The sequence below is a fragment of the Pollutimonas thiosulfatoxidans genome (assembly GCF_004022565.1).
GTDB lineage: Bacteria > Pseudomonadota > Gammaproteobacteria > Burkholderiales > Burkholderiaceae_B > Pusillimonas_D > Pusillimonas_D thiosulfatoxidans.
On the sequence record NZ_CP022987.1, the window covers coordinates 2,473,309 to 2,496,840 of the forward strand.

At 57.4% G+C, this 23,532-nt stretch carries 23 protein-coding genes; 19 read left to right on the top strand and 4 right to left on the bottom strand.

Translation table 11 applies throughout. The features are described 5' to 3' along the window. The first annotated feature begins 11 nt into the window (after positions 1 to 11). The gene (locus tag CKA81_RS11995; RefSeq protein WP_128355467.1) at positions 12 to 347 is read left to right on the top strand and encodes a cupin domain-containing protein; all 336 of its coding nucleotides are present in this window, start codon (positions 12 to 14) and stop codon (positions 345 to 347) included. After that, positions 344 to 1,153, top strand: a complete 810-nt coding sequence (locus tag CKA81_RS12000) for an HpcH/HpaI aldolase family protein (protein ID WP_128355468.1) — start codon at positions 344 to 346, stop codon at positions 1,151 to 1,153. The genes CKA81_RS11995 and CKA81_RS12000 overlap by 4 nt, the downstream gene beginning before the upstream one ends. A 76-nt stretch (positions 1,154 to 1,229) precedes the next feature. Here the strand turns inward: CKA81_RS12000 and CKA81_RS12005 are convergent, their stop codons facing one another. Further along, entirely contained in the window at positions 1,230 to 2,291 is a 1,062-nt protein-coding gene (locus CKA81_RS12005; RefSeq protein ID WP_128355469.1) for a coiled-coil domain-containing protein, read from the bottom strand. A gap of 11 nt (positions 2,292 to 2,302) precedes the next feature. Continuing rightward, complete coding sequence (locus tag CKA81_RS12010) at positions 2,303 to 3,793, bottom strand: hypothetical protein (protein WP_199287540.1); 1,491 nt, start codon at positions 3,791 to 3,793, stop codon at positions 2,303 to 2,305. A gap of 311 nt (positions 3,794 to 4,104) precedes the next feature. On the opposite strand from CKA81_RS12010, the gene CKA81_RS12015 reads away from it, so the two are divergent. Next, positions 4,105 to 4,863 (top strand): class I SAM-dependent methyltransferase, encoded by a 759-nt coding sequence (locus CKA81_RS12015; RefSeq protein ID WP_228255711.1) that lies wholly within the window; start codon positions 4,105 to 4,107, stop codon positions 4,861 to 4,863. A 227-nt stretch (positions 4,864 to 5,090) separates the two neighbouring features. After that, the gene (locus tag CKA81_RS12020) at positions 5,091 to 5,798 is read left to right on the top strand and encodes a TerC family protein (RefSeq protein WP_128355471.1); all 708 of its coding nucleotides are present in this window, start codon (positions 5,091 to 5,093) and stop codon (positions 5,796 to 5,798) included. A 52-nt stretch (positions 5,799 to 5,850) separates the two neighbouring features. Here CKA81_RS12020 and CKA81_RS12025 read toward each other — a convergent pair whose 3' ends face one another. Both CKA81_RS12025 and CKA81_RS12030 read right to left on the bottom strand, forming a co-directional pair. Then, positions 5,851 to 6,537, bottom strand: coding sequence for a type 1 glutamine amidotransferase domain-containing protein (locus CKA81_RS12025; protein WP_128355472.1), 687 nt, complete (start codon positions 6,535 to 6,537; stop codon positions 5,851 to 5,853). A gap of 46 nt (positions 6,538 to 6,583) precedes the next feature. Next, positions 6,584 to 6,928, bottom strand: coding sequence for a zinc ribbon domain-containing protein YjdM (locus CKA81_RS12030; protein WP_128355473.1), 345 nt, complete (start codon positions 6,926 to 6,928; stop codon positions 6,584 to 6,586). Between the two features lie 140 nt (positions 6,929 to 7,068). On the opposite strand from CKA81_RS12030, the gene CKA81_RS12035 reads away from it, so the two are divergent. From CKA81_RS12035 to CKA81_RS12105, 15 genes are all read left to right on the top strand, one after another. Further along, positions 7,069 to 7,737 carry a GntR family transcriptional regulator gene (locus CKA81_RS12035; protein WP_128355474.1) on the top strand — a complete coding sequence of 223 codons (669 nt, stop codon included), beginning with the start codon at positions 7,069 to 7,071 and terminating at the stop codon, positions 7,735 to 7,737. A 5-nt stretch (positions 7,738 to 7,742) separates the two neighbouring features. Continuing rightward, entirely contained in the window at positions 7,743 to 8,660 is a 918-nt protein-coding gene (locus CKA81_RS12040; RefSeq protein WP_128355475.1) for a fumarylacetoacetate hydrolase family protein, read from the top strand. Between the two features lie 14 nt (positions 8,661 to 8,674). Next, positions 8,675 to 9,649: a tripartite tricarboxylate transporter substrate binding protein gene (locus CKA81_RS12045; protein WP_128355476.1), complete on the top strand. Its 975-nt coding sequence runs from the start codon at positions 8,675 to 8,677 to the stop codon at positions 9,647 to 9,649. Positions 9,650 to 9,698: 49 nt separating this feature from the next. Further along, on the top strand, positions 9,699 to 10,079 hold the full coding sequence (locus CKA81_RS12050; RefSeq protein ID WP_128355477.1) for a RidA family protein: 381 nt from the start codon (positions 9,699 to 9,701) through the stop codon (positions 10,077 to 10,079). 190 nt (positions 10,080 to 10,269) lie between these two features. Continuing rightward, a complete protein-coding gene (locus CKA81_RS12055; RefSeq protein WP_128355478.1) occupies positions 10,270 to 11,532 on the top strand; it encodes an ATP-binding protein in 1,263 nt (420 codons plus the stop codon). Beyond that, positions 11,529 to 12,845 carry an HD domain-containing phosphohydrolase gene (locus tag CKA81_RS12060; RefSeq protein WP_128355479.1) on the top strand — a complete coding sequence of 439 codons (1,317 nt, stop codon included), beginning with the start codon at positions 11,529 to 11,531 and terminating at the stop codon, positions 12,843 to 12,845. Before CKA81_RS12055 ends, CKA81_RS12060 begins: the two co-directional genes overlap by 4 nt. After that, positions 12,842 to 15,448, top strand: coding sequence for an EAL domain-containing protein (locus CKA81_RS12065; RefSeq protein ID WP_128355480.1), 2,607 nt, complete (start codon positions 12,842 to 12,844; stop codon positions 15,446 to 15,448). The genes CKA81_RS12060 and CKA81_RS12065 overlap by 4 nt, the downstream gene beginning before the upstream one ends. Positions 15,449 to 15,832: 384 nt before the next feature. Beyond that, positions 15,833 to 17,029: a transporter substrate-binding protein gene (locus CKA81_RS12070; RefSeq protein ID WP_128355481.1), complete on the top strand. Its 1,197-nt coding sequence runs from the start codon at positions 15,833 to 15,835 to the stop codon at positions 17,027 to 17,029. Between the two features lie 120 nt (positions 17,030 to 17,149). Next, positions 17,150 to 18,052, top strand: a complete 903-nt coding sequence (urtB, locus tag CKA81_RS12075) for an urea ABC transporter permease subunit UrtB (protein WP_128355482.1) — start codon at positions 17,150 to 17,152, stop codon at positions 18,050 to 18,052. Positions 18,053 to 18,054: 2 nt separating this feature from the next. Continuing rightward, positions 18,055 to 19,107: an urea ABC transporter permease subunit UrtC gene (gene urtC, locus CKA81_RS12080; RefSeq protein WP_128355483.1), complete on the top strand. Its 1,053-nt coding sequence runs from the start codon at positions 18,055 to 18,057 to the stop codon at positions 19,105 to 19,107. A 59-nt stretch (positions 19,108 to 19,166) separates the two neighbouring features. Next, positions 19,167 to 19,904 (top strand): urea ABC transporter ATP-binding protein UrtD, encoded by a 738-nt coding sequence (gene urtD / locus CKA81_RS12085; RefSeq protein ID WP_128356772.1) that lies wholly within the window; start codon positions 19,167 to 19,169, stop codon positions 19,902 to 19,904. 7 nt (positions 19,905 to 19,911) lie between these two features. Continuing rightward, positions 19,912 to 20,601, top strand: a complete 690-nt coding sequence (urtE, locus tag CKA81_RS12090) for an urea ABC transporter ATP-binding subunit UrtE (protein ID WP_128355484.1) — start codon at positions 19,912 to 19,914, stop codon at positions 20,599 to 20,601. Positions 20,602 to 20,688: 87 nt separating this feature from the next. Further along, positions 20,689 to 21,912, top strand: a complete 1,224-nt coding sequence (gene fmdA, locus CKA81_RS12095) for a formamidase (RefSeq protein ID WP_128355485.1) — start codon at positions 20,689 to 20,691, stop codon at positions 21,910 to 21,912. A gap of 69 nt (positions 21,913 to 21,981) precedes the next feature. Continuing rightward, the gene (locus CKA81_RS17570; protein ID WP_128355486.1) at positions 21,982 to 22,314 is read left to right on the top strand and encodes an FmdB family zinc ribbon protein; all 333 of its coding nucleotides are present in this window, start codon (positions 21,982 to 21,984) and stop codon (positions 22,312 to 22,314) included. Positions 22,315 to 22,379: 65 nt separating this feature from the next. After that, positions 22,380 to 23,531, top strand: coding sequence for a transporter substrate-binding domain-containing protein (locus CKA81_RS12105; protein ID WP_128355487.1), 1,152 nt, complete (start codon positions 22,380 to 22,382; stop codon positions 23,529 to 23,531). Position 23,532: the final 1 nt, after the last annotated feature.

Genomic DNA, 23,532 nt, shown 5'->3' on the forward strand with positions numbered 1-23,532 from the left:
GGAGTACCAAAATGGACATCAAACAAATAGACTGGGAAGCTATCGAATGGAGGACAGCGCGCCGCGGTATCGAGCGCAAAGCATTCAGCGGTAACGGTGCCACCATGGCGCTTCACCGCCTGTGGCCCGGCCATGAAGTGCTTCCCCACTCGCATCCGCACGAGCAGATCGCCTACATCATGCAGGGCACGGTTGACTTTCGCGTCGGCGACGAAGTCTTGCGCTTGGGCCCGGGCGGCATCGTTGTGGTTCCACCCAACGTTGTTCACTGCGCCACGGTGGTGGGCGACGAACCGGTATTGAACCTGGACGTCTTCACGCCGGCACGCCCGGAATACGACGCGTGACTGAAGACCGCGAAGTTTCAGTGCGAAGCGCCGCCCCCGACATCAATCTGCGTAGTGCACTGATCAGCGGCGAGCGCGCCCTTGGCACCTTCGTCAAAACCACGCACTACCAAACCGTCGAGCTTCTGGCCGGGACGGGTCTGGATTTCCTTGTCCTGGACGCGGAGCACGCTCCCTTCGGGCGCGAAGCCCTCGATGCGTGTTGCCTGGCCTCGAGGGCGCATGCGATGCCTGCCATGGTGCGCACGGCTTCTCACCGGCCGGAACACATTCTCCAGGCGTTGGATTGCGGCGCTCACGGCGTGCTGGTTCCTCACGTTGACGACGCAGCCACTGCGGCGCAAGTTGTTGACGCCGCAAGATACCGGGAGGCCGGCGGCCAACGCGGGTTCTCGAACTCACCCCGTGCTGGTGGATATGGCAGCGCAACCCTGGCCCAACACATTGTCAGCAGCGACCGGCAAACCGCTGTCATGGTGCAGATCGAAACCGCTACCGCGGTAGCAAACGTTGCAGATATAGCGGCCGTACCCGGAGTCGACGCACTTTTCATCGGCCGAGCCGACCTGGCAGTGTCTTATGGCGTGGACAGAATAGATGACCCCACCGTGGAAGCGGCGGTGGATAGGGTGGCGGCGGTAGGCCAAGAGCACGGTCTGCCGCTGGGCATCTTCCTGCCAGATGCGTCCAAAGTGGCGGCATTCCAGCAACGGGGTTTCAGCATCTTCATTATCGGCTCGGATCAGAGTCTGCTTAAGCAGGCCGCAGCGCAGGCGATCGTAGCCGCTAACAAGCAAACCAGTTAACAGCAAAATGCCCAGCCGAGACGCTGGGCATTTTTTTGCCTGCCACTTTTCTATCAGTCCGGTTTGCTAAGGAATGTCAGTGCAGAAAATACATCGCGACAGCCAAGCCCATCGCCATCGTTACCGAGACAGCGAGCAATACATTCACTCTCCTGTCCAACGACGAACTCAAGCCCGCCGTGGCCTGTTCGGCCTTCGCCTCGGCCAAGGCCAGTGCCCTGGACAGCCCTTGCAGAAGAAGCTGCTGCTCCGAGATCTGTTGGCGCAACGCGAAGGTCTCTTCTTTCCGCTCTTCCACTACCTTGCCCAGCCCATGGGCTTTACTCGCAGAGACCTGTAGTTGTTCTGCATGGTCGTTCAACTTCAAGTCTACGCGGCCGGCCCTCTCGACAAGGGCAGCTAGTGCCGAGCCATGCTCTGTGAGCGCCAGGCTCACCTGGGCCTGGTTTTCCGACATATGTTGTCGCAATGACTGTATGTCCTCTTCTTGGCGCTTTGCGTCTTGCTCCATACCACCAATTCTGCCGACGAGAATGGCGTGCAAGTCGTCGGTATGCTGCAGCAAATACGCGATTTTCTTGTCGTGTGACGCCAGTCCGGAAGCCAGCTTGTCTTGTTGTTCTTTCAGTGCGTCCTGCTTCCTCAGCAGGCTCTCCTGCTCTTTCAACTGCCTGACGACACCCAGGAGTTCCTGGCGTGCCAGCTCGGAAAGCTCTTCTTCAGATGCGCCCTTCAGGCGCGCTTCCAGTTCGCGCACCACTATCTGGCGCGCCGCGATGTTTTGCAGACCCAAACCAAACAGCTTGCTCGAAATTTCTGCCAGACGTTCTTGAAACTCGAATGCCGTCTTTTGCGCCTTGGCGCTGGTTTGCACAGCCTTGGCCAATTCAATGCCCGCAGCTTGCAAGCCCTCAATGGCGGTTCTTTTCTTGTCTGTAAAGAACCCCCGATCTGCAGACAGCGCCTGTGCCTTCTTGGCGGAGCTTTCGGCGTCGCCGGCTGCGCTAAGGGCGGACTGGACGTTGTCGTCCAGCTCTTTGAGCTTGTCCATCTGAGTACGGATCAGCTCTGGCAAGCGCGCTGTGCTGGCAAAAGCCTGTGTATCCAGCGAGCTCGCTGCTTCCTGCATATCAGGCATGGGGGTAGTCATTAGGCGAGGATGTCTCGAATATCGAGAACAAGTCCCGGGTTATGGTGGTCGAGATTGGGTTTCATTTCACCAATCCGGCGTAATGAGGCGCGGTCCGCGTTCCAGGCGCTTACGGAAACCTCTATGGCTTGTTGCATCATCTGTTCGGCCCCGTGCAGCGCGGACTCCGTGTGCGCGGCGGCCTGCCACATGTCGCCTTGCATATAAGAGACTTTTGCACTTTGACTATGCAGTTGTTGGCTTAATAGTGCGATACGGTCATCGCGCAAGCTGCCACGCTGCGCCCCCATGGAAACATCCGAGTAAACGGCAAAGGCAAAGCGGCCTATGCCGACAAAGTTCACCCGCAGCGCCAGTTGCACACCAAAGGTTGCCATGTTGCCGCCGGACTTCATGCCTGCCCGGATGGCAGCATCGGCCAGATCCACGGCCGTGAAGGTGCCGGTAGCGATGGTCAGCATGCGGGCAATCGTGCGGTTGTTCCACGGCAGCGTCCGCTTCCATTCTATGTTTTGGAACGAACCTTTGGCCTTTACCTCGGCGACCAGGCGCCGAATGAAGTAAAAGGCGCGGACCAGCACCTCGTTAAGCAGTACCGGCATGGCTTGCCGTCCCAACTCGTGCATGACAGCCATTTCGCTGCGCAGGTCGAAGCGCTCTTTGACAAAAACTTCTTTCAGTTTCTGCGGCAAGCCCGTCTTGTTCAGGCCTGGGATGGCCGACAACTCTTTCAACAAGGACACGATCGGTCCAGGGATGCCCATGCCGACGCCCGCCGTCTTATTGCTGCCGGACATGTCGCTGACCAAATGGAAGAACCAATTAACGGTGCCACAGAAAATCTTGGAAGGAATGTCGGTACCGATCAGTTCCAAGCCTTTCTCGTCAATGCTGATGGGCAGGAAACTGCCATCGCCATTCTGGAAGTAGCCTTTCTTGGTGAACTGCGTCAGGATCGAGAAGAACAGACCCAAAGGCGTAGGATGATGCGCGAGGTCATCCAGATGATGACTTTTGGCAGACACGCCTATGTCTTTTCCCTTCCAGATGTTGTCTGTGGGACTAGGGAATTTCCCTTCCAGGTGTTTGATGGCGCCGTCCAGACGGTCACCCGTATACCCCTGTGCTTTGGCGGTCTTCATGACAAAGTCGTTGACAGTGCGGTTGCTCCAGGCCTTGCCGCGCTGAAAATCGAACTCGCCCACCCAGAAGATATCGACAAGCCCGGCCAGCAAGCCGCTGCCTACGGCTACGAGGTTGTCTACCTTGTCGGCATGATTTGTGAGGCGATCAATCTCCTGGTCTAGCAGCGCGGCCTGATCGTCCCCCGCCAGGATCTCGCGCTCTACGCGCTCTAAACCCGTCTGAATTTCTGCGGAAATATCGTTGGCGCTGCGCTGTGCCGCGTGGCTTATCGAAAAGCTATATTGCACCTCGATGTCACGGTGGTCGACCTTGATGGCCGGCAGGTCGATAACGGATGCGTGCAAGACAAAGCCCCCCTTCTTTTGGCAGCCTATAGCCTCCATTTCTATGATGGGTAAGGCATTATTGGAGGGGATTGTTACATGGAACGCAGGTGCCGCCAAACCGCTGCCAGAGGGCTAAAGCTTTGTCAGATCCGGCCGTAGATTAGGGTGTTTTGCCCGCATTCTATGGAACGATGTGGCGCGAGCTCAGAAGCATGAGCGGATCTTTTTACGATAACAGCTGTCTGACTACCATGGCGTGATCACGCCTGAGCGCGGCTAGGCTGCCACCCCCAGACTTTATCTTTCAGGGAACGCCATTGTTTAGAGACTTGATTGACGACCTTGACGACTATTCCGCACAACCCGAGAAATTGCTGGATGTGCCGTTCGTGCCCACGGATGACGCCGTCGTCCAGGCCATGTTGAACCTTGCCGCGATCGGCCGACAGGACGTGCTTTACGATCTTGGGTCAGGCGATGGTCGCATTCTGATCAAGGCAGCCAAAGACCGCGGTGCCCGCGGCATTGGTGTCGAAATTGACCCCTTGCGTATCGCAGACGCCATGGACGAAGCGGGATACGCCGGTGTTGAATACCTGGTTGATTTCGTCGAAGAAGACATCTTCACTGCCGACTTCAGCGAAGCAACGGTAGTAACGCTATACCTGCTGGAGTCAATAAATATACAGTTGCGGCCACGTCTGCTAAGCCAGCTACGCCCCGGCACCCGCATCGTTTCACATAGCTTCGATATGGGCGACTGGGTAGCAGACGAACGCCTGGAGCTGGGCGGCATCAATATCTACAAATGGATAGTGCCGGCCAAGGTCGAAGGCGTTTGGAAATGGGACGGTGTGGACGACAAGCCCTACCGTGTCGAGCTGCAGCAAAAATACCAGGAGGTATGGGGTAGCGCCTGGGTGGCTGACCAGGCCGTCAAGCTGGAAAGCGCCACGCTGTGCGGGGGCGCTCTGGCGCTGACGATACGAGAAACCAAGGATGGCCCGCCCACCCGCTTTACATTGAACTTCGAGAACGAAGAACTTCAGTCAGTATTAGATTATACTGGCGCCCATCAAGGGGAGTAGCTTACCTCCGAAGCATCGTCATTACGGCTGTCTTGCAGTAAATGCAAGCTCCCGGTGCTCGGGCAACATCCGTGTTGCAAGCAAGACCTTGCCATCAAGGGCAAGGTCTGTACTCCAGCGATAGCTGTGGCCTGTGTCCTGACGGATCAGGCCATTTTTGCATTCAGGCACGCTATTGCGATCGGCCAGATCCGTTTCCCTCGCACATCAAACTCTAAGGGCGACTTATGCTTGAATTTTTACAAACCCTAAGCTGGGCTGCGGTGTTCCAGATCATTTTGATCGACATACTGCTGGGTGGCGATAATGCCGTAGTTATTGCTCTGGCCTGCCGCAACCTGTCACCGAAACATCGCCTACAGGGAATCCTGTGGGGCACTGCGGGTGCCATTATCCTGCGCGTAGCCTTGATTGCCTTCGCACTGACGCTGCTCAGCGTACCCTTCCTGAAGATTGCCGGCGCACTATTGCTGGTGTGGGTTGGCATCAAACTGCTGGTTCCAGAAGAGGATGCACATGGCAACATCAGCGGCAGCGCATCCATTTTCTCGGCGGTCAAAACCATTATCGTGGCCGATTTCGTCATGAGCCTGGACAATGTTCTGGCCATTGCCGGCGCGGCTCAGGGCGCACACCCCGATCACCAACTGGGTTTGGTCATCTTCGGCCTGGTGATCAGCATACCCATCATTATCTGGGGCAGCACGCTGGTGCTGAAACTGATCGACCGCTTTCCCAGCGTGGTCACCTTCGGGGCAGCGCTGCTGGGCTGGATAGCGGGCGGAATGCTGATCACCGACATCCTCATCGTGGAGCGGTTCGGCGAGCCTTCCGGCACGCTTAAATTGGCAGCCGAAATTATCGGGGCTGTGCTGATTGTCGTGGTGGGTCGCTGGCTGGGCAAGCGCAAGCAGGCCGCCACGGGAAGCGTTTAACTGAGGAGTGGCCTCTGCGTCTTGTCAGCCGCCGCAGAGGCCGGCGCTACGTTTACTTGCCTGCGCCAAGTTGCTCAAGCAGGCGTTGCGCCGTCGCGGTTGAGGAAGCCGGGTTCTGGCCGGTAACCAGCAAACCGTCACTGACCACATAAGGCGCCCAATCCGGCCCCTTCGAGTAGATGCCGCCCTTGGCCTTGAGTTCGTCTTCGACCAGGAATGGCACGATATCGGTCAGCTCGACGCCCGCTTCCTCCGAGTTGCTGAACCCCGTAACTTGCTTGCCCTCGACCAGCGGACGACCCGCTGGTGTCTTGACGTGACGCAACACGCCGGGTGCGTGGCACACCAGCCCGACCGGCTTGCCCGCGTCCAGGAAGGACGCTATCAGCGCGGCGGAATGCTCGTCCTCCGCCAAGTCCCATAGTGGGCCGTGGCCGCCCGGATAAAACACCGTGTCGAAATCCGCTTGCGACACGGTGCTAAGGCGCACCGTGTCGGCCAGCTGCGCCATGGCGTGCTGGTCGGCCTCAAAGCGACGCGTTTCGTCGGTCTGGAAGTCCGGCTCATTACTCTTGGGATCCAGGGGCGGCCGCCCACCTTTGGGTGATGCCAGCACAATATCGGCGCCAGCGTCTTTAAAGGCGTAGTAAGGCGCGGCCAGCTCTTCAAGCCAGAAGCCGGTCTGGCGGCCTGTGTCGCCCAGTTGGTCATGCGAAGTGAGAATCATCAGAACTTTCATGCTGCTTACTCCTGTTTGAATGAATGGCCGCTACCGGCTCGCCAGGTCAGAGCACCTTCTTCACGAATTCTGTCTTCAGGCTCATGGGTCCAAAGCCGTCGATCTTGCAATCAATATCATGGTCGCCATCGACCAAGCGGATATTCTTGACTTTAGTGCCCATCTTGATCACGCCGCTTGAGCCCTTCAGCTTGAGGTCCTTGATTACCGTAACGGTATCGCCGTCCTCCAGCACGTTTCCGGCGGAGTCCCGATAAATTTTAGTATCAGACGTGCCGGCTGATTCTTCATGCTTGGGCCACTCGTGTGCGCACTCCGGACAAACCAACAGGACGCCGTCATCGTAGGTGTATTCAGACTGACATTTGGGACAGGGCGGTAATGGGTTCATGAGCTCTCCTTGAAACGATGCAACTGGCCCGTTAATGGCCGCGCAGATGCTGTCTCCTGACTGTACTACACACGCCATCGTGCACGATCATGATATATCGTATACAATAATACACAGCGAATACAAAAAGAGAGGCTCGTATGCTTACGACAAAATCCACGGAGCACAAGGACGACATCTACGAATCGGTGCGCGCTCACGTACTTGCCTTGGTCAAGAACATCGAAGCGCCGGTACGTATTCGCGAAGAAGAACTGGCCAAGAAGCTTAATGTGAGTCGTACGCCAGTTCGCCAGGCGCTGTTGCGGCTGGGACAGGAAGGCATCCTTAACATGGAGCCTCGGCGGGGTGCGCTACTGTCACCCCTGACGCTGGAAGACTATGTCGAATGGCTGAAACTACGAATAGAGCTCGAAGCTTTTGCAGCGCGCGAAGCCGCGCTTAACGCTTCGCAGCGGGATGTCGATGCCTTGCGCGCCCTGTTCGCGCCATTCAATGAAGACAACGTGGACGCGCATGTTGAAGCCTATGCCAAGGCCAACGTCGATTTTCATGCAGCCATTGTCCGCCTGGCAGAGAACCATCTGCTGGAAAAAATCTGGAAGTCCTTTGGTCATCGCGGCATGCTCAAGAGCAAGACCATAGAGCGTCTACACCGCGCCCGCCACTCGCTGGCGGAACACCTGGCGCTGATCGATGCCATCGAAAAACGCGACGGTGCACTCGCCGATCGCCTGGCCCGCGAGCATGTCCAGGGTTTGCTGACGCAAACACTGGGCGGCCCGCCCCACACTAGAACAGGAGCTTAATTTCTATGAAGTTACTTACATTCGCCCATGACGATGCAACGCGTTTGGGCGGCATGCTTGCCGATGGCCGCGTGGTCGACCTTACGCAAGCCTGGACTACTTATGACCACCTGCTGAACGGCGTTCAAGCGCCCAACGAAGTGTTTGATGCCATCTGTCTTGGCGAGCCGGCCCTCCAGGCCCTGACCAGCCTGATGGAACAGTCCGAAAAAGCCGGCAAACCCGTACTGAGCGCGGAAGGCCTCTCCGTCCTGGCGCCCATTCCCAACCCATCGAAGAACATCTTCTGCGTGGGTAGAAACTATCGCGCACATATTGTCGAAGGCAACCTGGCGCGCGGCCGCCCCGCCGACGAATTTCCCAAGGCACTGGAGTTCTTTACCAAGGCGCCCACCACTGTGGTCGGACACCAGGCGCAAGTAAGCCGGCACGCCAAGCACACCAACATGCTGGACTATGAAGTAGAGCTTGGCATCGTAATTGGTAAGGCGGGTCGGGATATCAGCCCCGAAAACGCGCTGGATCACGTCTTTGGCTACACCATCGTGAACGACATCACAGCCCGCGATCTGCAAGCGCTGCATGGCCAGTGGTTCAAAGGCAAGTCCCTGGATGGCACTTGTCCTATCGGCCCGGTTGTCACGTTGAAAGCAGCCATCGCGAACCCGAACGAACTGGGGCTGGAGCTGGACGTCAACGGCGAATCGCGCCAGTCGGCCAATACATCGGACATGCTGTTTGACGTACCCAGCATCATTGCTCAATTGTCTGCCGGCATGACCTTGGAGCCAGGCGACATCATCGCCACCGGCACACCGTCCGGCGTGGGCTTTGCCTTGACGCCGCCGCGCTCGCTTGAGCCGGGCGACGTCATTAGAGCCCGTATTGAATCCATCGGTGAACTTGTCACCACCATACTGTAAAAGGATAGATTGCTATGCGTTTGAACATGATTCGTCTTGGTCTGGTTGCATTAAGCGCTTTGGCGGTAGTTCCGTCAGTTACGCTTGCGCAGGCTTACCCAAGCAAACCCATTACCATTGTTGTGCCCTTCCCCGCAGGCGGCACCCTCGATAACCTGACCCGCAGCCTGGGCCAGAAACTGGGCGAAAGCTTCAAGCAGCCAGTTATCATCGACAACAAGCCCGGGGCCGGCACCCTGATCGGCACCGAAATCGTGGCCCGCGCCGCACCCGACGGCTATACCCTGGGCATGGTGGCCAACAGTTTCGCCATTAACCCCAGCCTGCACGAGTCGTTGCGCTATGACACCGTGAAGGATTTCGCGCCCATCAGCTGGGTAGCCTATACTCCGCACATGCTGGTTGCTCATCCTGATGTGCCGGTCAAGAGCTTGAAGGACATCATAGCGGCGGCCAAGGCCAAACCGGGCGAGCTGTCGTTTGCTTCGTTCGGCGCGGGCACCTCACCGCATATCGCGATCGAAATGCTTAAAACCCAGGCCGATATCGATGTACTGCATATCCCATACCGTGGACAGGCCCCCGCGCTTAACGACTTGCTGGGCGGTCACGTCGACATGATGTTCGCCAATACTCCCGATGTCCTTCCGCACATTCAGTCGGGCAAGTTGCGCGCTATCGCCCTGGCGGACGACACACGCACTGCGTCAGCACCCGATGTGGAAACCTTCGCGGAAGCCGGCGTCAAGGGCTTCAACTCCAACTCTTGGTACGGCGTTATTGCGCCGGCAGGCACGCCTCAGCCGATTATTGATCAGTTAAGTGCCGAGTTCGTACGCATTCTAGGCCTGGCCGACATACGCGAGCGCTTGGCAGCCCAAGGCCTGGAGCCCGCCGGCACCACGCCCGCCGAGTTCGCCGAACATTTGAAGTCTGAAATGGACAAGGCCGAAAAAATGGTGAAGACCTCGAACGCAAGCGCGCAATAAGCGCTGGCCGTCGTCCACCAATCATCCCATTGTTATCAAGGAGATATCCATGAGTAAAGAAATTATCACTTCGTCAAAAGTCACGCCCCCACGCGCGCCGCTCTCGCCGGCAGTGCGCTCCGGCGGCTTTGTGTTTGTTTCGGGCCAGCCCGCGTTTTTTGGTGATCGTGAGATCGCCAAGGACGACTTCGACGCACAAATGCATCAGGTGATGGCCAACATCAAGGCCTTGCTTGAAGAGGCCGGCTCCAGCCTGGACAAGATCGTCAAAGCCAACGTGATCCTGAAGCGTGCGGAAGATTTCGGCAAAATGAACGACATCTATCGCACCTACTTCAAGGAGGGAGAATACCCCGCCCGCACGACCATCGCTGCGGATATGGGCAACCCGGACTTCCTGCTTGAGATCGAGTGTATCGCTGCGGCGTAAGCACTTTTTCCCAAGAAACCCAGCCTACGCGCTGGGTTTTTTTGCGCCCAGCGGGCACAAGGGATGACGGACCGCACCCGCCCAGCCGCCATACCTGGCGGTGGCTTTTCCGTTGCTTATGACAAAAGTATGCAAAAGTAGTGTGCTTGTAAGCTAGAATCGTCGGTTATGTAGAGCCCCTCAGCCATCGATGAAAAAGATAATAGATACGCTGGATAACGACACGAACGCTGGCCTGGTCATCGTGGACAGGGGCATGGTCATTCGCTACATGAACGCCCGCATGGCGCAATGGACCGGTGTGACGGCAGGGCAGGCATTGGGGGCCAGCCTTGCACTGGCCTTTCCAGCTTGCGCGGCAGCGCTGCAGGCATGCTTGCTTGACGCGCTGCCTTCAGGCCCCCACGGCCGCGGGGCTGTCGACAACGGCCTCCCGGCCAAAGGCCTTATCCAGATTCCTACACCCAGCGGGGCCATCGAATGCATGGTCTGCTTTCCGTTTACCGACATCGATGACGAGCTTTCGTACGCCGCGCTTTTTTATGATGCCCGGGATGCCGAGGCCTTTCATCGTAGTTTCGGGTCAGCCATCAACCGGCTGCTCCGCCTGCAGGTGGAGCAGCAGCTTTTGCTTCTGAAGCTGGAGCATAAAGACGATCATCTGCTTGAAGTGGAGAAGCTTGCCGGCATAGGCCAATTGGCTGCAGGCATCGCCCATGAGATCAACAACCCCATAGGCTATATATTCTCTAACCTGCGTACGCTGGCCAGCTATGTACGCGAGATGCTCAATTTGATTGATGCGGTCGACACCGTGAAAAGCCTGGACGAGTTCCGTCAGCTACGGAACTGTCCCGAGTACGAATACATACGCAGCGATGTCGAGTCCCTGATCCGCGAATCGGAAGAAGGCATAGATCGAGTCAAGAAGATCATAGGCGCCCTGAAAGATTTCTCTCATCCCGAAGAACCCGGATACCGGCCGGTGGATCTGCACCGATGCATAGAGACCACCCTGAAAGTCATCGCCAACGAGGTCAAGTACAAGGCGGAAGTGGTGAAGGTGTATGGCGACATTCCGGACGTCGAATGCAACGCTTCCCAAATCAGCCAGGTGCTCATGAATTTATTGGTCAATGCCGCCCAGGCCATTGACAACTTTGGCGTGATCACAATACGTACCGGGCATGAGGCGCCATGGGTGTGGCTGGAAGTGGACGACACGGGCCAGGGCATGGAGCGGTCGGTAGCCAGCCGGATTTTCGAGCCCTTCTTCACCACCAAGGCCGTGGGCCAGGGAACCGGGCTGGGCCTTTCCGTATCACTAAGCATACTGGAGCACCACGGCGGCTCGGCGGAAGTTGACAGCGAGCCGGGCCGGGGCACCCGCATTCGACTGTGGCTTCCGCAAACACAAAGCGCGACGGCTGTCCCTCTGGAGACCGCAGGATGACCAAAGCTACCATCTTGCTCGTGGACGATGAGCCGGCAGTCATCAGCAGCCTGAAGCGTGCCTTGCGCCTGAAGCCGTACGACATCATCGCCGTTCAGGACGGCGCTGCTGCACTCCGGATACTGGCCAGCCAGACTATAGACCTGATCATTTCCGACAACCGCATGCCCGGCATGGACGGCCCTACCCTGCTGGCCGAAGCGCAGCGTGGATGGCCCGATACCATGCGTGTCCTGCTGACTGGACAGCCCGACCTGGGTGCCACCATAGAGGCCATCAACAACGGCAGAATCTACCGCTATATCAGCAAGCCATGGGACGAGCGCGAACTTTGCCAGGCGATCGATGACGCCCTGGCTTACCGGCAGATGAAACGCGATCAGCAGCGGCTTCAGCAACTAACGCATGAACGCAACACCGAACTGCAACAGACCAATGCCACGCTGGAAGCCAGGGTGCAGGAACGCACCGCCGAACTGGCGCGTACCGCCGAACAGCTTACCGTGGCCCATGCCCGTTTGCACCGCAGCTTTGTGACCGCTACCGAGGTGTTCTCGTCCGTGATCAATCAGCGGCTGCCCGCCAATCGGCAGCCGAATCGCGAAGTCCTTGCGCTGGTAACCGCCTTCTGCAGATTCAAGAAGGCACCACCGGAGCTTACCGACGATCTTTCCATGGCAGCCGCCCTGTACAACATCGGCAAGCTCTCGTGGAACGACACGCTTATCGCCATGCCTGTCGAAGCCATGGATCGCGAGCAACGCGATCACTATGAGCGCTACCCCGGATTGGGAGAAAGCCTGCTGATGGCGCTGGAGCCGGCAGGCAACGCCGCCGTCATTATCCGGCACCATCAAGAGCGCTGGGATGGCGCCGGTTTTCCGGACGGCCTTTCCGGCCCAGCCATCCCGCTGGGCTCGCGGATCCTGCGGCTGGCGGTCGACTATGTAGAGATGCAGATGGGCCTGGTGGTTCGTCGTCCCGCATCGTCCGAGGACGTCCAGAGCGGGATGCAAAAGCTGGCCGGCCGCATTTACGATCCCGCGCTTTGCGAGCGTTTTATCGCGATGGTCCAGATTATGGCCACTCAGGCCGAGCCACATTCATACATCGTTCAGGAGTTCAGCGTATTGGCGCTGGAGCCAGGCATGGTCACCGGCAAAGACCTGCATGCCAATAGCGGCACGCTGCTGCTTAAAAGTGGCACTGTCCTGACCGAACGACTTATTGAAAAGCTGCGCGACCTGCAAGAGATTGAAGCCTCTTCCTATGCAGTCTTCGTCCGGCGCCCCGATCCGGAAGAACTATCATGACGTCTGGCGCCACCGCCACAACACCCGCTTTGCCGCCGCAGGATCCCCGACCAGACGTCATTGGCAGCCATCCGCAATACAATTCCAAACAATCTCTGTTCTATACCGCAGCCGCCACGCTGATGTGGACGGGCGCGGTCGGATTGCTCTATCCATATCTGGTTGGCACCGACGCATTTATTGCCCCAAGCTGCGCAGCGCTGCTGGCGCTTTGCGGTGCAGCCATGCTGCTGTCTGCCGCCAAACCATCCGTGTCGCGGACGCTGGCGGCGGTGGCGCTGGGGATCACTGGCCTGCTCATGCTGGCCGGCATGAACGGGATGGCGCCGCACGCCGATACCTTGCCGCTGGACACGCCAATGCGGCTGGATGTCATGTGCAGCTTGCAGCTGTTCCTGCTGGCCCTGGCCCTGCTCATGGCCGGCCGCGCTTCAAGCTGGCGCAAAGTGGCCATGGTGCTTGCCTTGGCTTCCATCGTGGTGGCCGTCGTGCAGCGCTTTCCGCCGGGGTTCGTGCAGCTTGCCGGGCAATCCCTGTTCATGGCGGACCTGGCCCTGATCATCGGCGTGCTGGCGGGTGCTGCCGTGGCGGGATCCAGCCACGGCAGCATGCCTGGCTCGCCTCTGGTGCACAGGCAGGTCATGTTTTTTGGCCTGGTGGGCACGCTGGCCTCAGTACTGATGTGGTACGCCTTGACCGACATCTATCGCCACGCCCTGAGCGCTTCGGCAGGCAGCGGCATGACCGATCTGTTGGCATTTACGGATGCGTTGGGCGAACTGGTGTTGTTGGTTTGCCTGGCGTTTACGATCATCATGGCCAGGACGCTGGGAACGGCCGCGATCCTGGCCGAACGCGCCCGCGTGCTACGCCACGCCTCGTTCCATGACGCGCTGACGGGGTTGCCCAACAAGAAAAGCCTGGAAGCCGAACTGCAACGGCTCTGTGCCCGCACCTCGCAGGGCGAGGCATCCTTGTGGGTGGTGCTGGTCAACCTGGATGGCATCAAGCTGATCAACGATTCCATGGGCCATAACGTGGGCGACCAGGTGCTTCAGGAAGTCGCCGGGCGCATTGCGGATCGCGCAGGAGACGATGCTTTTATTTGCCGACTGGAAGGCGACGAGTTCGTCATCGTTCTAAGTGCGGTCAGCTCGGACGAGGTGGTCCGTATCACCGGCGGCCTGATCTCCACCATCGCCAAACCCTATCGCATCGGCGCGGCCAGGCTGCGCTTGACAGCAAGCGCCGGCATCACGACAAAACGCGGGGCCATCAGCGATCCCATGGAACTGATACGCCAAGCCGATCTGGCGACGGCCTGCGCCAAGCGTGACGGACGCAATACCTGGCATGAGTATTCGGCCGAGCTAAGTGTGTCGGTGATCGAACGCCTGGACCTGCGCAGTGATCTGCAGCAAGCGCTGGACACCCATAGACTGACGTTGCATTATCAGCCCTTGCTGGAGGGGCATAGCGGCCGCGTTGTCGGCGTGGAAGCCCTGCTGCGCTGGATGCATCCCGTGCGCGGCCCCATACCGCCCGCGGCCTTTATCGGCCTGGCGGAGCAGACTGGGCAGATCATTCCCTTGACCGCCTGGGTGCTGGACCAGGCCTGCCGAGACATCAAGCTGCTTAAGGCCCGTAATGTGGGTCGGTTTCCCGTGATGGTAAATATTTCACCTGTCTTCTTTCAGCGCAAGGATTTCGTGCGGGACATCAAGGCGGTGCTTGAACACCATGAGCTGACCGGCGACTGCCTGGAGGTCGAGCTAACCGAAGGCGTATTGCTGGAGCACACCGCCAGCACCATCAAAAAGCTTAACGAGCTACGGGCATTGGGCGTCAAGGCCTCGATCGACGACTTTGGCACCGGGTACTCCAGCCTCAGTTATCTGAAAAGCTTGCCGATTGAAAAGGTCAAGATCGATCAGTCTTTCATCAAGGATGTAATCAGCGACCAGCACGATGCCGCCATCACGCGCGCCATCATCAGCCTGGCTCATCATCTGGACTTGACAGTCATCGCCGAGGGCGTGGAAACAGAAGGCCAGTACTGGTTCCTGAAACGCAATCTGTGCGACCAATTCCAGGGCTTCCTGTTTGCACGGCCCATACCTCTGGGCGACCTGCTGCCCTGGCTGCAGCAACGCGAAATCGCTCAGGCGCTGCCCGGCGCGCAAGGCGAATCGGGCGACGGGCGATGCCTGTTGCTGCTGGATGACGAAGAGAACATCTTGCGCGCGCTAAAGCGCCTGCTGCGCCGGGATGGCTATCGCATCCTGACCGCAACCACCCCGCAAGAGGCGTTTTCGCTGTTGGCCAAAAACGATATCCAAGTGCTGGTATCGGACCAACGCATGCCGACCATGACGGGCACCGAGTTCTTCAGCCGCGTGAAAGAGATCTACCCCGAAACCGTCAGGCTGGTGCTCTCGGGCTACACGGATCTGAAGACCGTGACGGACGCCATCAATCACGGCGCAATCTACAAGTTCTTGACCAAACCCTGGGATGACGAAGGCTTGCGGGCAGAGATCGCGCTGGCATTCAAGAACGCCGAAACCATTGCAGCACGCCCTGCGCCGCCACTGGCTCAATAGCGAAGCAGGCGGTCATCAGCCTGTCGGCCTAGGCCTCTTATGGTAAACCCGCAAAGCCGTCAAAAGCGATTGACAAGGCTTTTTCAGCCCGATAGAGTTCACTTAACGAGCTAACTACACACACCAAAATTTCGCACCAGCCGCCAATGTTGCCAGCTAGGTGCAAGGCAAAAACGCCTCACCCGGACATTTATTGTCCGGGTGAGGCGTTTTTTTTTATCGTTTGGCGTGATCTCGATGCTTATCAGCATTGGGAATATGTAGCTCGGGCTGGGCAAAGTACGTACGTATAGCGCTAGTGCCATGAACCCGGCTGTGTTTGTCGATGAAGTTGTGTTGCTGCTGATGGATGTCTTTTTGAACTTACATAACAGGTGAACAACAATGAATCATTTGACACGGCGTCGCTTTATGCAAGTGGGCGGCTCGCTTGCCGCAGCCACGGCCTTTCCGGGGCTATCCCTTTCCAAAGAACTCAAGGGAGTGACAGCCAATGAAGTTCGGCTGGGCCTGCTCCATTCCTTGACCGGTACCTTTGCCATCGCGGAAGCAGCGATGGTCGATGCTGAAAAACTCGCAATCGACGAAATAAATGCAGCAGGCGGCGTATTGGGCCGCAAGATCGTTCCTTTCATCGAAGATGGCGCCAGCGAAAGTCCCGTCTTCGCGGAAAAAGCCCAGATCCTGCTGCGTCGCGATAACGTGGTGGCGATTATCGGCTGTTATTCCTCGGCGCTGCGCAAGGCAGTTCTGCCGGCGGTCAACCAAGCCAAGGGACTGCTTTACTATCCCACCTACTACGAGGGTCAGGAGCAGGACAAACGCTGCATGTACACCTCTCAGGAGGCGACCCAGTCAGTAATCGCTGCGGTCACGTGGATGGCCAAGGAAAAAGGCAAGAAATTCTTCCTGGTGGGGTCCGACTATATTTACCCGGTAACGTGCAACAAGATTGCCAAGCCCACCATCGCCAGCCTCGGCGGCACGGTGGTTGGTGAAGAGTACGCGCCGCTGGGCCATACCGAGTTCTCCTCGATCATCAACAAGATCAAGGCTGCCAACCCGGACTGCATCTACAGCACCGTAGTTGGCGGCAGCAATGTGGCGTTCTACAAACAGCTGAGGGCTGCCGGGCTGGACGGATCCAAGATTACGCTGCTGTCCACCGTGGTATCCGAAAACGAGATCGACGGTATCGGCAAGGATAACGCGGTGGGCTTCTATGCCTGCATGGGCTATTTCCAGTCTCTGGACAACCCAGTTAACGCCAAGTTTATCAAGGCGCTCAAGGCACGATACGGTGAGGATCGGGTCGTCGGCGACCCGATGGAATGCGCCTATAACTCCGTCTACCTATGGAAAAAGGGCGTGGAAAAGGCGAACTCCTTCGCGCCGGATGACGTCATTGCCGCCAGTGCAGGACTAAGCATCGACGCGCCCGAAGGTGAGGTGCGTTTCGACGAGAAGAACCACCACGTCTGGAAGCGGGTACGCATCGGTCGGGCGCGCGCAGATGGTCAGTTCGACATCGTGCACGAAACACCGGATCTGGTTCCGCCCAACCCCTTCCCCAAGCTGTAAACGAAACTACGCCAGCAGTCATGCCTGGCCTGGACGAGCGCAAGCCCGTCCAGGCAGGAGGGGCCTTTCCCTCGACCGGCAGGACCGCCAAGTTGAAAACGCACGAGGCGAGGAGCAGCAATGAGCCTAAATATCATCATCATGCAGATCTTTGGTGGACTGAGCTTGTTCACCATATTGCTACTCATGGCTTTGGGTCTGGCTATTGTGTTCGGCTTGATGGGCGTGATCAACATGGCTCACGGCGAGCTGATGGCGATGGGCGCGTATGTGACCTACCTGGTGACCATAGGCCTGGATCGGTACATTCCGTCGCTGATGGGCGGATATATATTTGTCGCCATTTTCGCCGCATTCGCCGTGACGTTCGCTTTCGGCTATCTGCTGGAACGCAGCTTCATCAGATTCTTCTATAACCGTCCCCTCGACACTTTATTGGCCACCTGGGGATTAAGCCTCTTGCTGCAGCAGCTTTATCGCAGCGTCTTCGGCGCGCAAGAGGTCAGTGTTCCCCTCGCCTCCTGGTTGACAGGCGCCTGGGAACCGACCGCCGACATACAGTTGCCGCTCACTCGCATCTTTATCATTGGACTGACCATTCTGGTGGCCCTGGGGGTTTACCTCCTGCTGTACAAGAGTCGCTGGGGTTTGAAAGTTCGAGCTGTCATGCAGAACCGCCCCATGAGCGCGGCCGTTGGAATCAACACGAAAAATGTCGATGCGCTGACCTTTGCATTGGGCTCCGGTCTGGCCGGGATTGCGGGCAGCGTCTTCACCATGATCGGATCGACCAATCCGGGCACCGGCCAGCTTTATATCGTCGACTCATTCATTGTGGTGGTGTTCGGTGGAGTTGCCAGCCTGATGGGTACAGCGCTGTCTGCGTTCACCATTGCACAGTCACAAACTACGCTTGAATACCTCATGAGCGGCACGATGGCAAAAGTCACCATACTGCTGTGTGTGATCGTGGCGCTGTACTTCCGGCCGCAGGGGCTCTTCTCGTCGAAGGTAAGGGCGTAGTCATGGACACATTAAATAAAAAATCCGAGCTGCTTGCCTATCTTGCCCTGGGCGTGTTGCTGGTCGTGATCCTGCCTTTATGGCTTGATCCCTATCGTTTGAACCTGGTCAGTAAATATCTGGCCTTGGCCTTTGTAGCGATAGGCATCGTTCTGATGTGGGGCTATGGCGGCATTCTTAGTCTTGGCCAGGGCGTGTTCTTCGGCATTGGGGGCTACTTGATGGCCATGTTCCTGAAGCTGGAGGCCTCGGCACCCGAACTGCCCGACTTCATGGTGTGGAGCAGCGTCGAAACCTTGCCCACATGGTGGATACCATTTCAAAGCTTCACCAATACCGTGCTGGCCATTTTTATTATCCCCGCAGTGCTGGCGTTCGGCTTCTCGTATGCCATCTTCAAAAAACGCGTCAGCGGTGTCTACTTCGCCATTGTGACCTTGTCGCTCGCCTTGACCATGTCCGTGCTTATCGTCGGTCAGCAAGGCGATACCGGTGGCTTTAACGGCATCACCAACTTCAGCACATTGCTGGGCATGGACATCCTCGAAGATGAGTCCAAGACATGGTTGTACTTCATACAACTGGGCTTTCTTTTCGTCGTCATGTTGCTGGCTAGCCTGATCGTGCGAACGCGCTATGGAAAAGTGTTGATCGCCATACGCGACAAAGAAGATCGCGTGCGATTCTCCGGCTATGACACTGCCATGATGAAGGCGTGCATCTTCACAATAGCGGCCGTTTTCGCCTCGATAGGCGGAGCCATGTACACGCTGCAGGTGGGTTTGATTGCGCCATCGGTGGTGGGCGTTATGGCATCGGTCGAAATGGTGATCTATGCCGCCGTAGGGGGCAGGCTTTCCGTTCCCGGCGCAGTCGTCGGTGCGCTGCTTATTGGCTATTCGCGCTCCTATCTATCAGAAACGTTCCCCGAGAGCTGGCTGTTCTTTCTCGGAATGGTCTTCATCTTGGTCGTCCTCGTGATGCCCAACGGACTTTCAGGCGTAGCAGGCCAACTACTGGAACGCTACCGCCCAGTACGGAGGCTTGCAAAATGATGAGCGCAACCTTGACCTCGGACATCCACAGCGACTCCAGGCCCACACCGGCAAACAATATGGAAAACACCATTCTTTCAGTAGAGAATCTCACCGTCTCTTTTGATGGCTTCCAGGCTGTCAAAGACCTGAGCCTTTCCATCGACCATAACGAGCTGCACGTCATCATCGGCCCCAATGGTGCGGGCAAGACCACGCTGCTCGACATCATTTGCGGTAGAACCAAGCCGAGCGCGGGCCGCGTAATGTTTGGCGGCACGGATCTCACCAAGGCAGCCGAATATCAAATTGTCCGCCTGGGGGTGGCACGAAAGTTTCAGACGCCATCGACTTACGAGGATCTGTCCGTATTGGAGAACCTCGAGATTTCCTTCCCACGCGGCCGCGGAGTATGGGGTTCTTTGTTTTTCAGGCGAACTCGCCCGGTGCGCGACCGGATTACCGAGATCGCCAACCAGATTTTTCTTTTCGACGAATTGGACACCAAGGCCGGCAAGCTTAGCCATGGCCAGAAACAGTGGTTGGAAATCGGCATGCTGCTTATCCAGGATCCTGAACTTCTGCTGCTGGACGAGCCAGTTGCGGGGATGAGTCCGCGCGAGCGCGAGCAAACCGCTGTGTTGCTTAACCAGATTTCGCATGGAAAGTCGCTGATCGTCATCGAGCACGACATGGAGTTCGTGAAGCAGATCGCCAGGAAAGTCACGGTCATGCATCAAGGAGCCCTGCTGTGCGCCGGCAGCATCGAACAGGTGCAACGCAACGAGCGCGTCATCGAAGTGTATTTGGGGGCATGAGACCACTATGCTCGACGTAAAAGATCTTAATGTCTACTACGGTGAAAGCCATACCATCCGTGACGCCTCGCTTGTTCTGCAGGCAGGCGAAGCCGTGGCCATCATGGGTCGCAACGGCATGGGCAAGACCACACTGCTCAAGTCCATTATTGGCATGCTCCCATCGCGCAGCGGCACCATATCGCTTGATGGCAAACAGCTGCAGCAACGCCCGAGTTACGAGCGCGTCAAGGCCGGCCTGGCCTTCGTGCCTCAAGGGCGCATGATCTTTCCCCTGCTGACGGTTACCGAAAATATTCTGACCGGAATGGAACACAGCTCGAGCAAAGTGGTGCCAGAGTACATATACCGGTTCTTTCCCGTGCTCAAAGAGATGGAGCATCGCAAAGGCGGCAATCTGTCCGGCGGCCAGCAGCAGATGTTGGCGATAGCCCGGGCGCTAGTCTCCAATCCCAAGGTATTGATACTGGACGAGCCGACCGAAGGCATACAGCCGTCCATCATTAAAGAGCTCGCCCGTAGCCTTACCGCCCTGCGTCTGGAACGAAATTTTTCCATTCTGGTTTCTGAGCAGGTCCTTAGTTTCGCCCTGGAGGTGGCTGATCGCTTTCTAGTCATCGATCGCGGCGAGATTGTGCACGAACGGCATAAAGACGCTGTAGATGTCGAAGAAATACGCGCTTTCCTTACCGTGTAAGGCGTGTCCGCTTGCCGTGGCAATACCCCGCTTGTTTTCACTTTTACAGTGCCGCCTCGTGGCAGCGTATCTTAGGAGAAAGTAACCATGAAGAAGGTAATTAGCATCGACCGGACAAAGTTGCCGACAGAACAGCCGGATCCGGTAATCATCAACCGCTGGCACTGCGACATTCCAATGGCGGCGTACGTCAATCCTGGCGAATCGTTCCGTGTCGAATGTTTCGACTGGACCGGTGGGCAAATCGAAAATAACGATAGCGCGAACGACATTCGCGACGTCAATCTGGCGCCGTGCCACCATCTATCAGGCCCTGTAGGCGTCCGCGGCGCCGAGCCGGGCGACCTGTTGGTGGTCGACATACTGGATATCGGTCCATTCGAGGATTCGGAATGGGGCTACACCGGCATTTTCAGCAAGGAAAAGTTCGGTGGTTTCCTGACTGACTATTTCCCTAATACCGCGAAAGCGGTCTGGGACTTCAACGGCATCTACGCTACATCTCGGCACATACCCAACCTGCGCTTCGCCGGCCTGACTCATCCGGGCATCATCGGCTGCCTGCCGTCTCGAGAGCTTCTAACCGAGTGGAACCGCCGGGAAGCGGAACTGATCGCCACTGACCCGAATCGCGTCCCGCCGCTGGCCTTGCCACCTAACCCGCAAGACGTCATATTGGGCAGCCTGAAAGGCGCCGAGCTCGCAGCGGCAGCCAAGGAAGGCGCACGCACCGTGCCTCCGCGCGAGCACGGCGGCAACTGCGACATCAAGAATCTTTGCCGCGGTAGCCGTGTTTACCTGCCGGTCTATGTGAAGGATGGGGGCTTGGTGGTGGGCGACCTGCATTTCTCGCAGGGCGACGGCGAGATCACTTTCTGCGGCGCCATCGAGATGGCCGGATGGATGGACATGCACGTCGATCTTATCAAGGATGGTTGCAATAAATACGGAATCAAACAGGCGATGTTCGAGCCTGGCCCCGTGGATCCGAACTATTCGGACTTCCTGGTGTTCGAAGGCATTTCGGTCGACGATCATGGCAACCAGCGCTACTTGGATGTGAATCTGGCTTATCAGCAGGCTTGCATGCACGCGGTCAATTATCTGAAGAACTTCGGCTATACCGGCGAGCAGGTCTACACCATACTGAGTTGCGCGCCCGTGGAAGGCCACGTAAGCAGCATTGTCGATATTCCCAACGCCTGCGTAGCAGTGCAGATCCCGACCAGGATCTTCGATTTCGACATCCGTCCCAACGCCAAGGGGCCGACCAAGCATGTGCCCAAGAGCGACCTGGCCTATGAAACCTGATGCATAGCTGATTCAAAGGGGCTGCCTTCGGCGGCCCCCTTCTCGTTCCAAGAACCAAAGGACACTTAAATGCCTCTTTACGCTTACCTCTGCAAGACCTGCGGCCCCTTCGAACAACACCGACCCATGGCGCAATTCGAACTTCCGGCCACCTGCCCACAATGCCAAGCTGCGGCCCCGCGCATGTTGACTGCGGTGCAGCTGAATCTTATGCCGGGAAACAAACGCATCGCCCACGGCCTGAACGAACGCAATGCTCACGAACCCCGGGTAGCGGCCGCGCATGCGGGCTGTGGCCATCACCATCATGACAAACATGACAGGCATCATGAATCCCATCATAATCACGGACACCAGCAAGCAAGACAGACGTCCTCTCGACCATGGCAAGTCGGCCATTAGCTCTCCAGCAGAACTAGCAAGCGCTTGCATCGCAGGCCGCTTTTCAACCATTGAAAGGTGAAGAATTGTCCGAATGCGATCCAGTACGGGTAGGGGTGCTTTTTTCAGAAACGGGAGATATTTCGACCATCGAAACATCTCAGTTAATGGGCACGCTGTTCGCCATCGAAGAAATCAACGAGGCAGGTGGCATCAATGGCCGCGAGATCGTACCGGTACGCTACGATCCTGCGTCATCCCCAGGCCTGTATCGTGTATTGGCCGAGAAACTAGTACTGCAGGACAATATCAATATCGTTTTTGGTTGCTATAAATCCAGCACCCGAAAGTCCGTCCTGCCAGTCATTGAAAAATGGAACCGTCTGCTCTTTTATCCCACGCTGTACGAGGGGTTCGAGTGCTCGAGCAACATTATCTATACCGGTGCCGCGCCCAACCAGAACAGCGTGCAATTAGCCGAATTCATGACCTCGAACTACGGTGCCCGGGTTTACATGGTGGGGTCCGATTACATCTATCCGTTCGAATCGAATCGCATCATGACCGACCTCGTACTGCAGCGCCCGGGCGGCGTGAAAGTCGGCGAACGCTATGTGCCTTTAAATGCCGGCATGGCGGACTTCAAAGACATCATCGCAGATATCAAGGATAAGCAGCCCGACTTCATTTTTTCCACGGTGGTGGGCAACTCTACGCAGTATCTATATAAAAGCTACGCAGAAGCAGGCCTGCAGCCGCGCGAGATGCCGATAGCCAGCCTCACGACGCTGGAGGCCGAGGTCGCGCAAATGGGATTCGATGTCGCGACAGGGCATGTCACCTCGGCCCCCTACTTCCAATCCATAGAATCGCCCGTAAACCATCGAAGCCTGTCGAATTTTCGTCGTCGCTTCGGGAATGATGTGGTGCCCAACGCGGGCTGGGAAGCTGCGTATTTCCAGGTGCATCTATTTGCCAATGCCATGCGTCTATCGGGCAGCGATGCCATCGACGCCATCATGCCCTTCCTGCTGGGCGCAGAGTTCGAGGCCCCGCAAGGGCGTATACGCATTGATCCATCCAATCATCATACTTGCCTGTATCCTCGCATCGGAATCCTCAACCAGGAGGGTCAATTCACCATAGTGCGGCAAGCAGTCCGAGCCGTTCATCCCGATCCTTACCTGGTCACGCATTCCCTGGGAGACTGGACCATGGGCTTGAGCGCTCTGGAGTGAG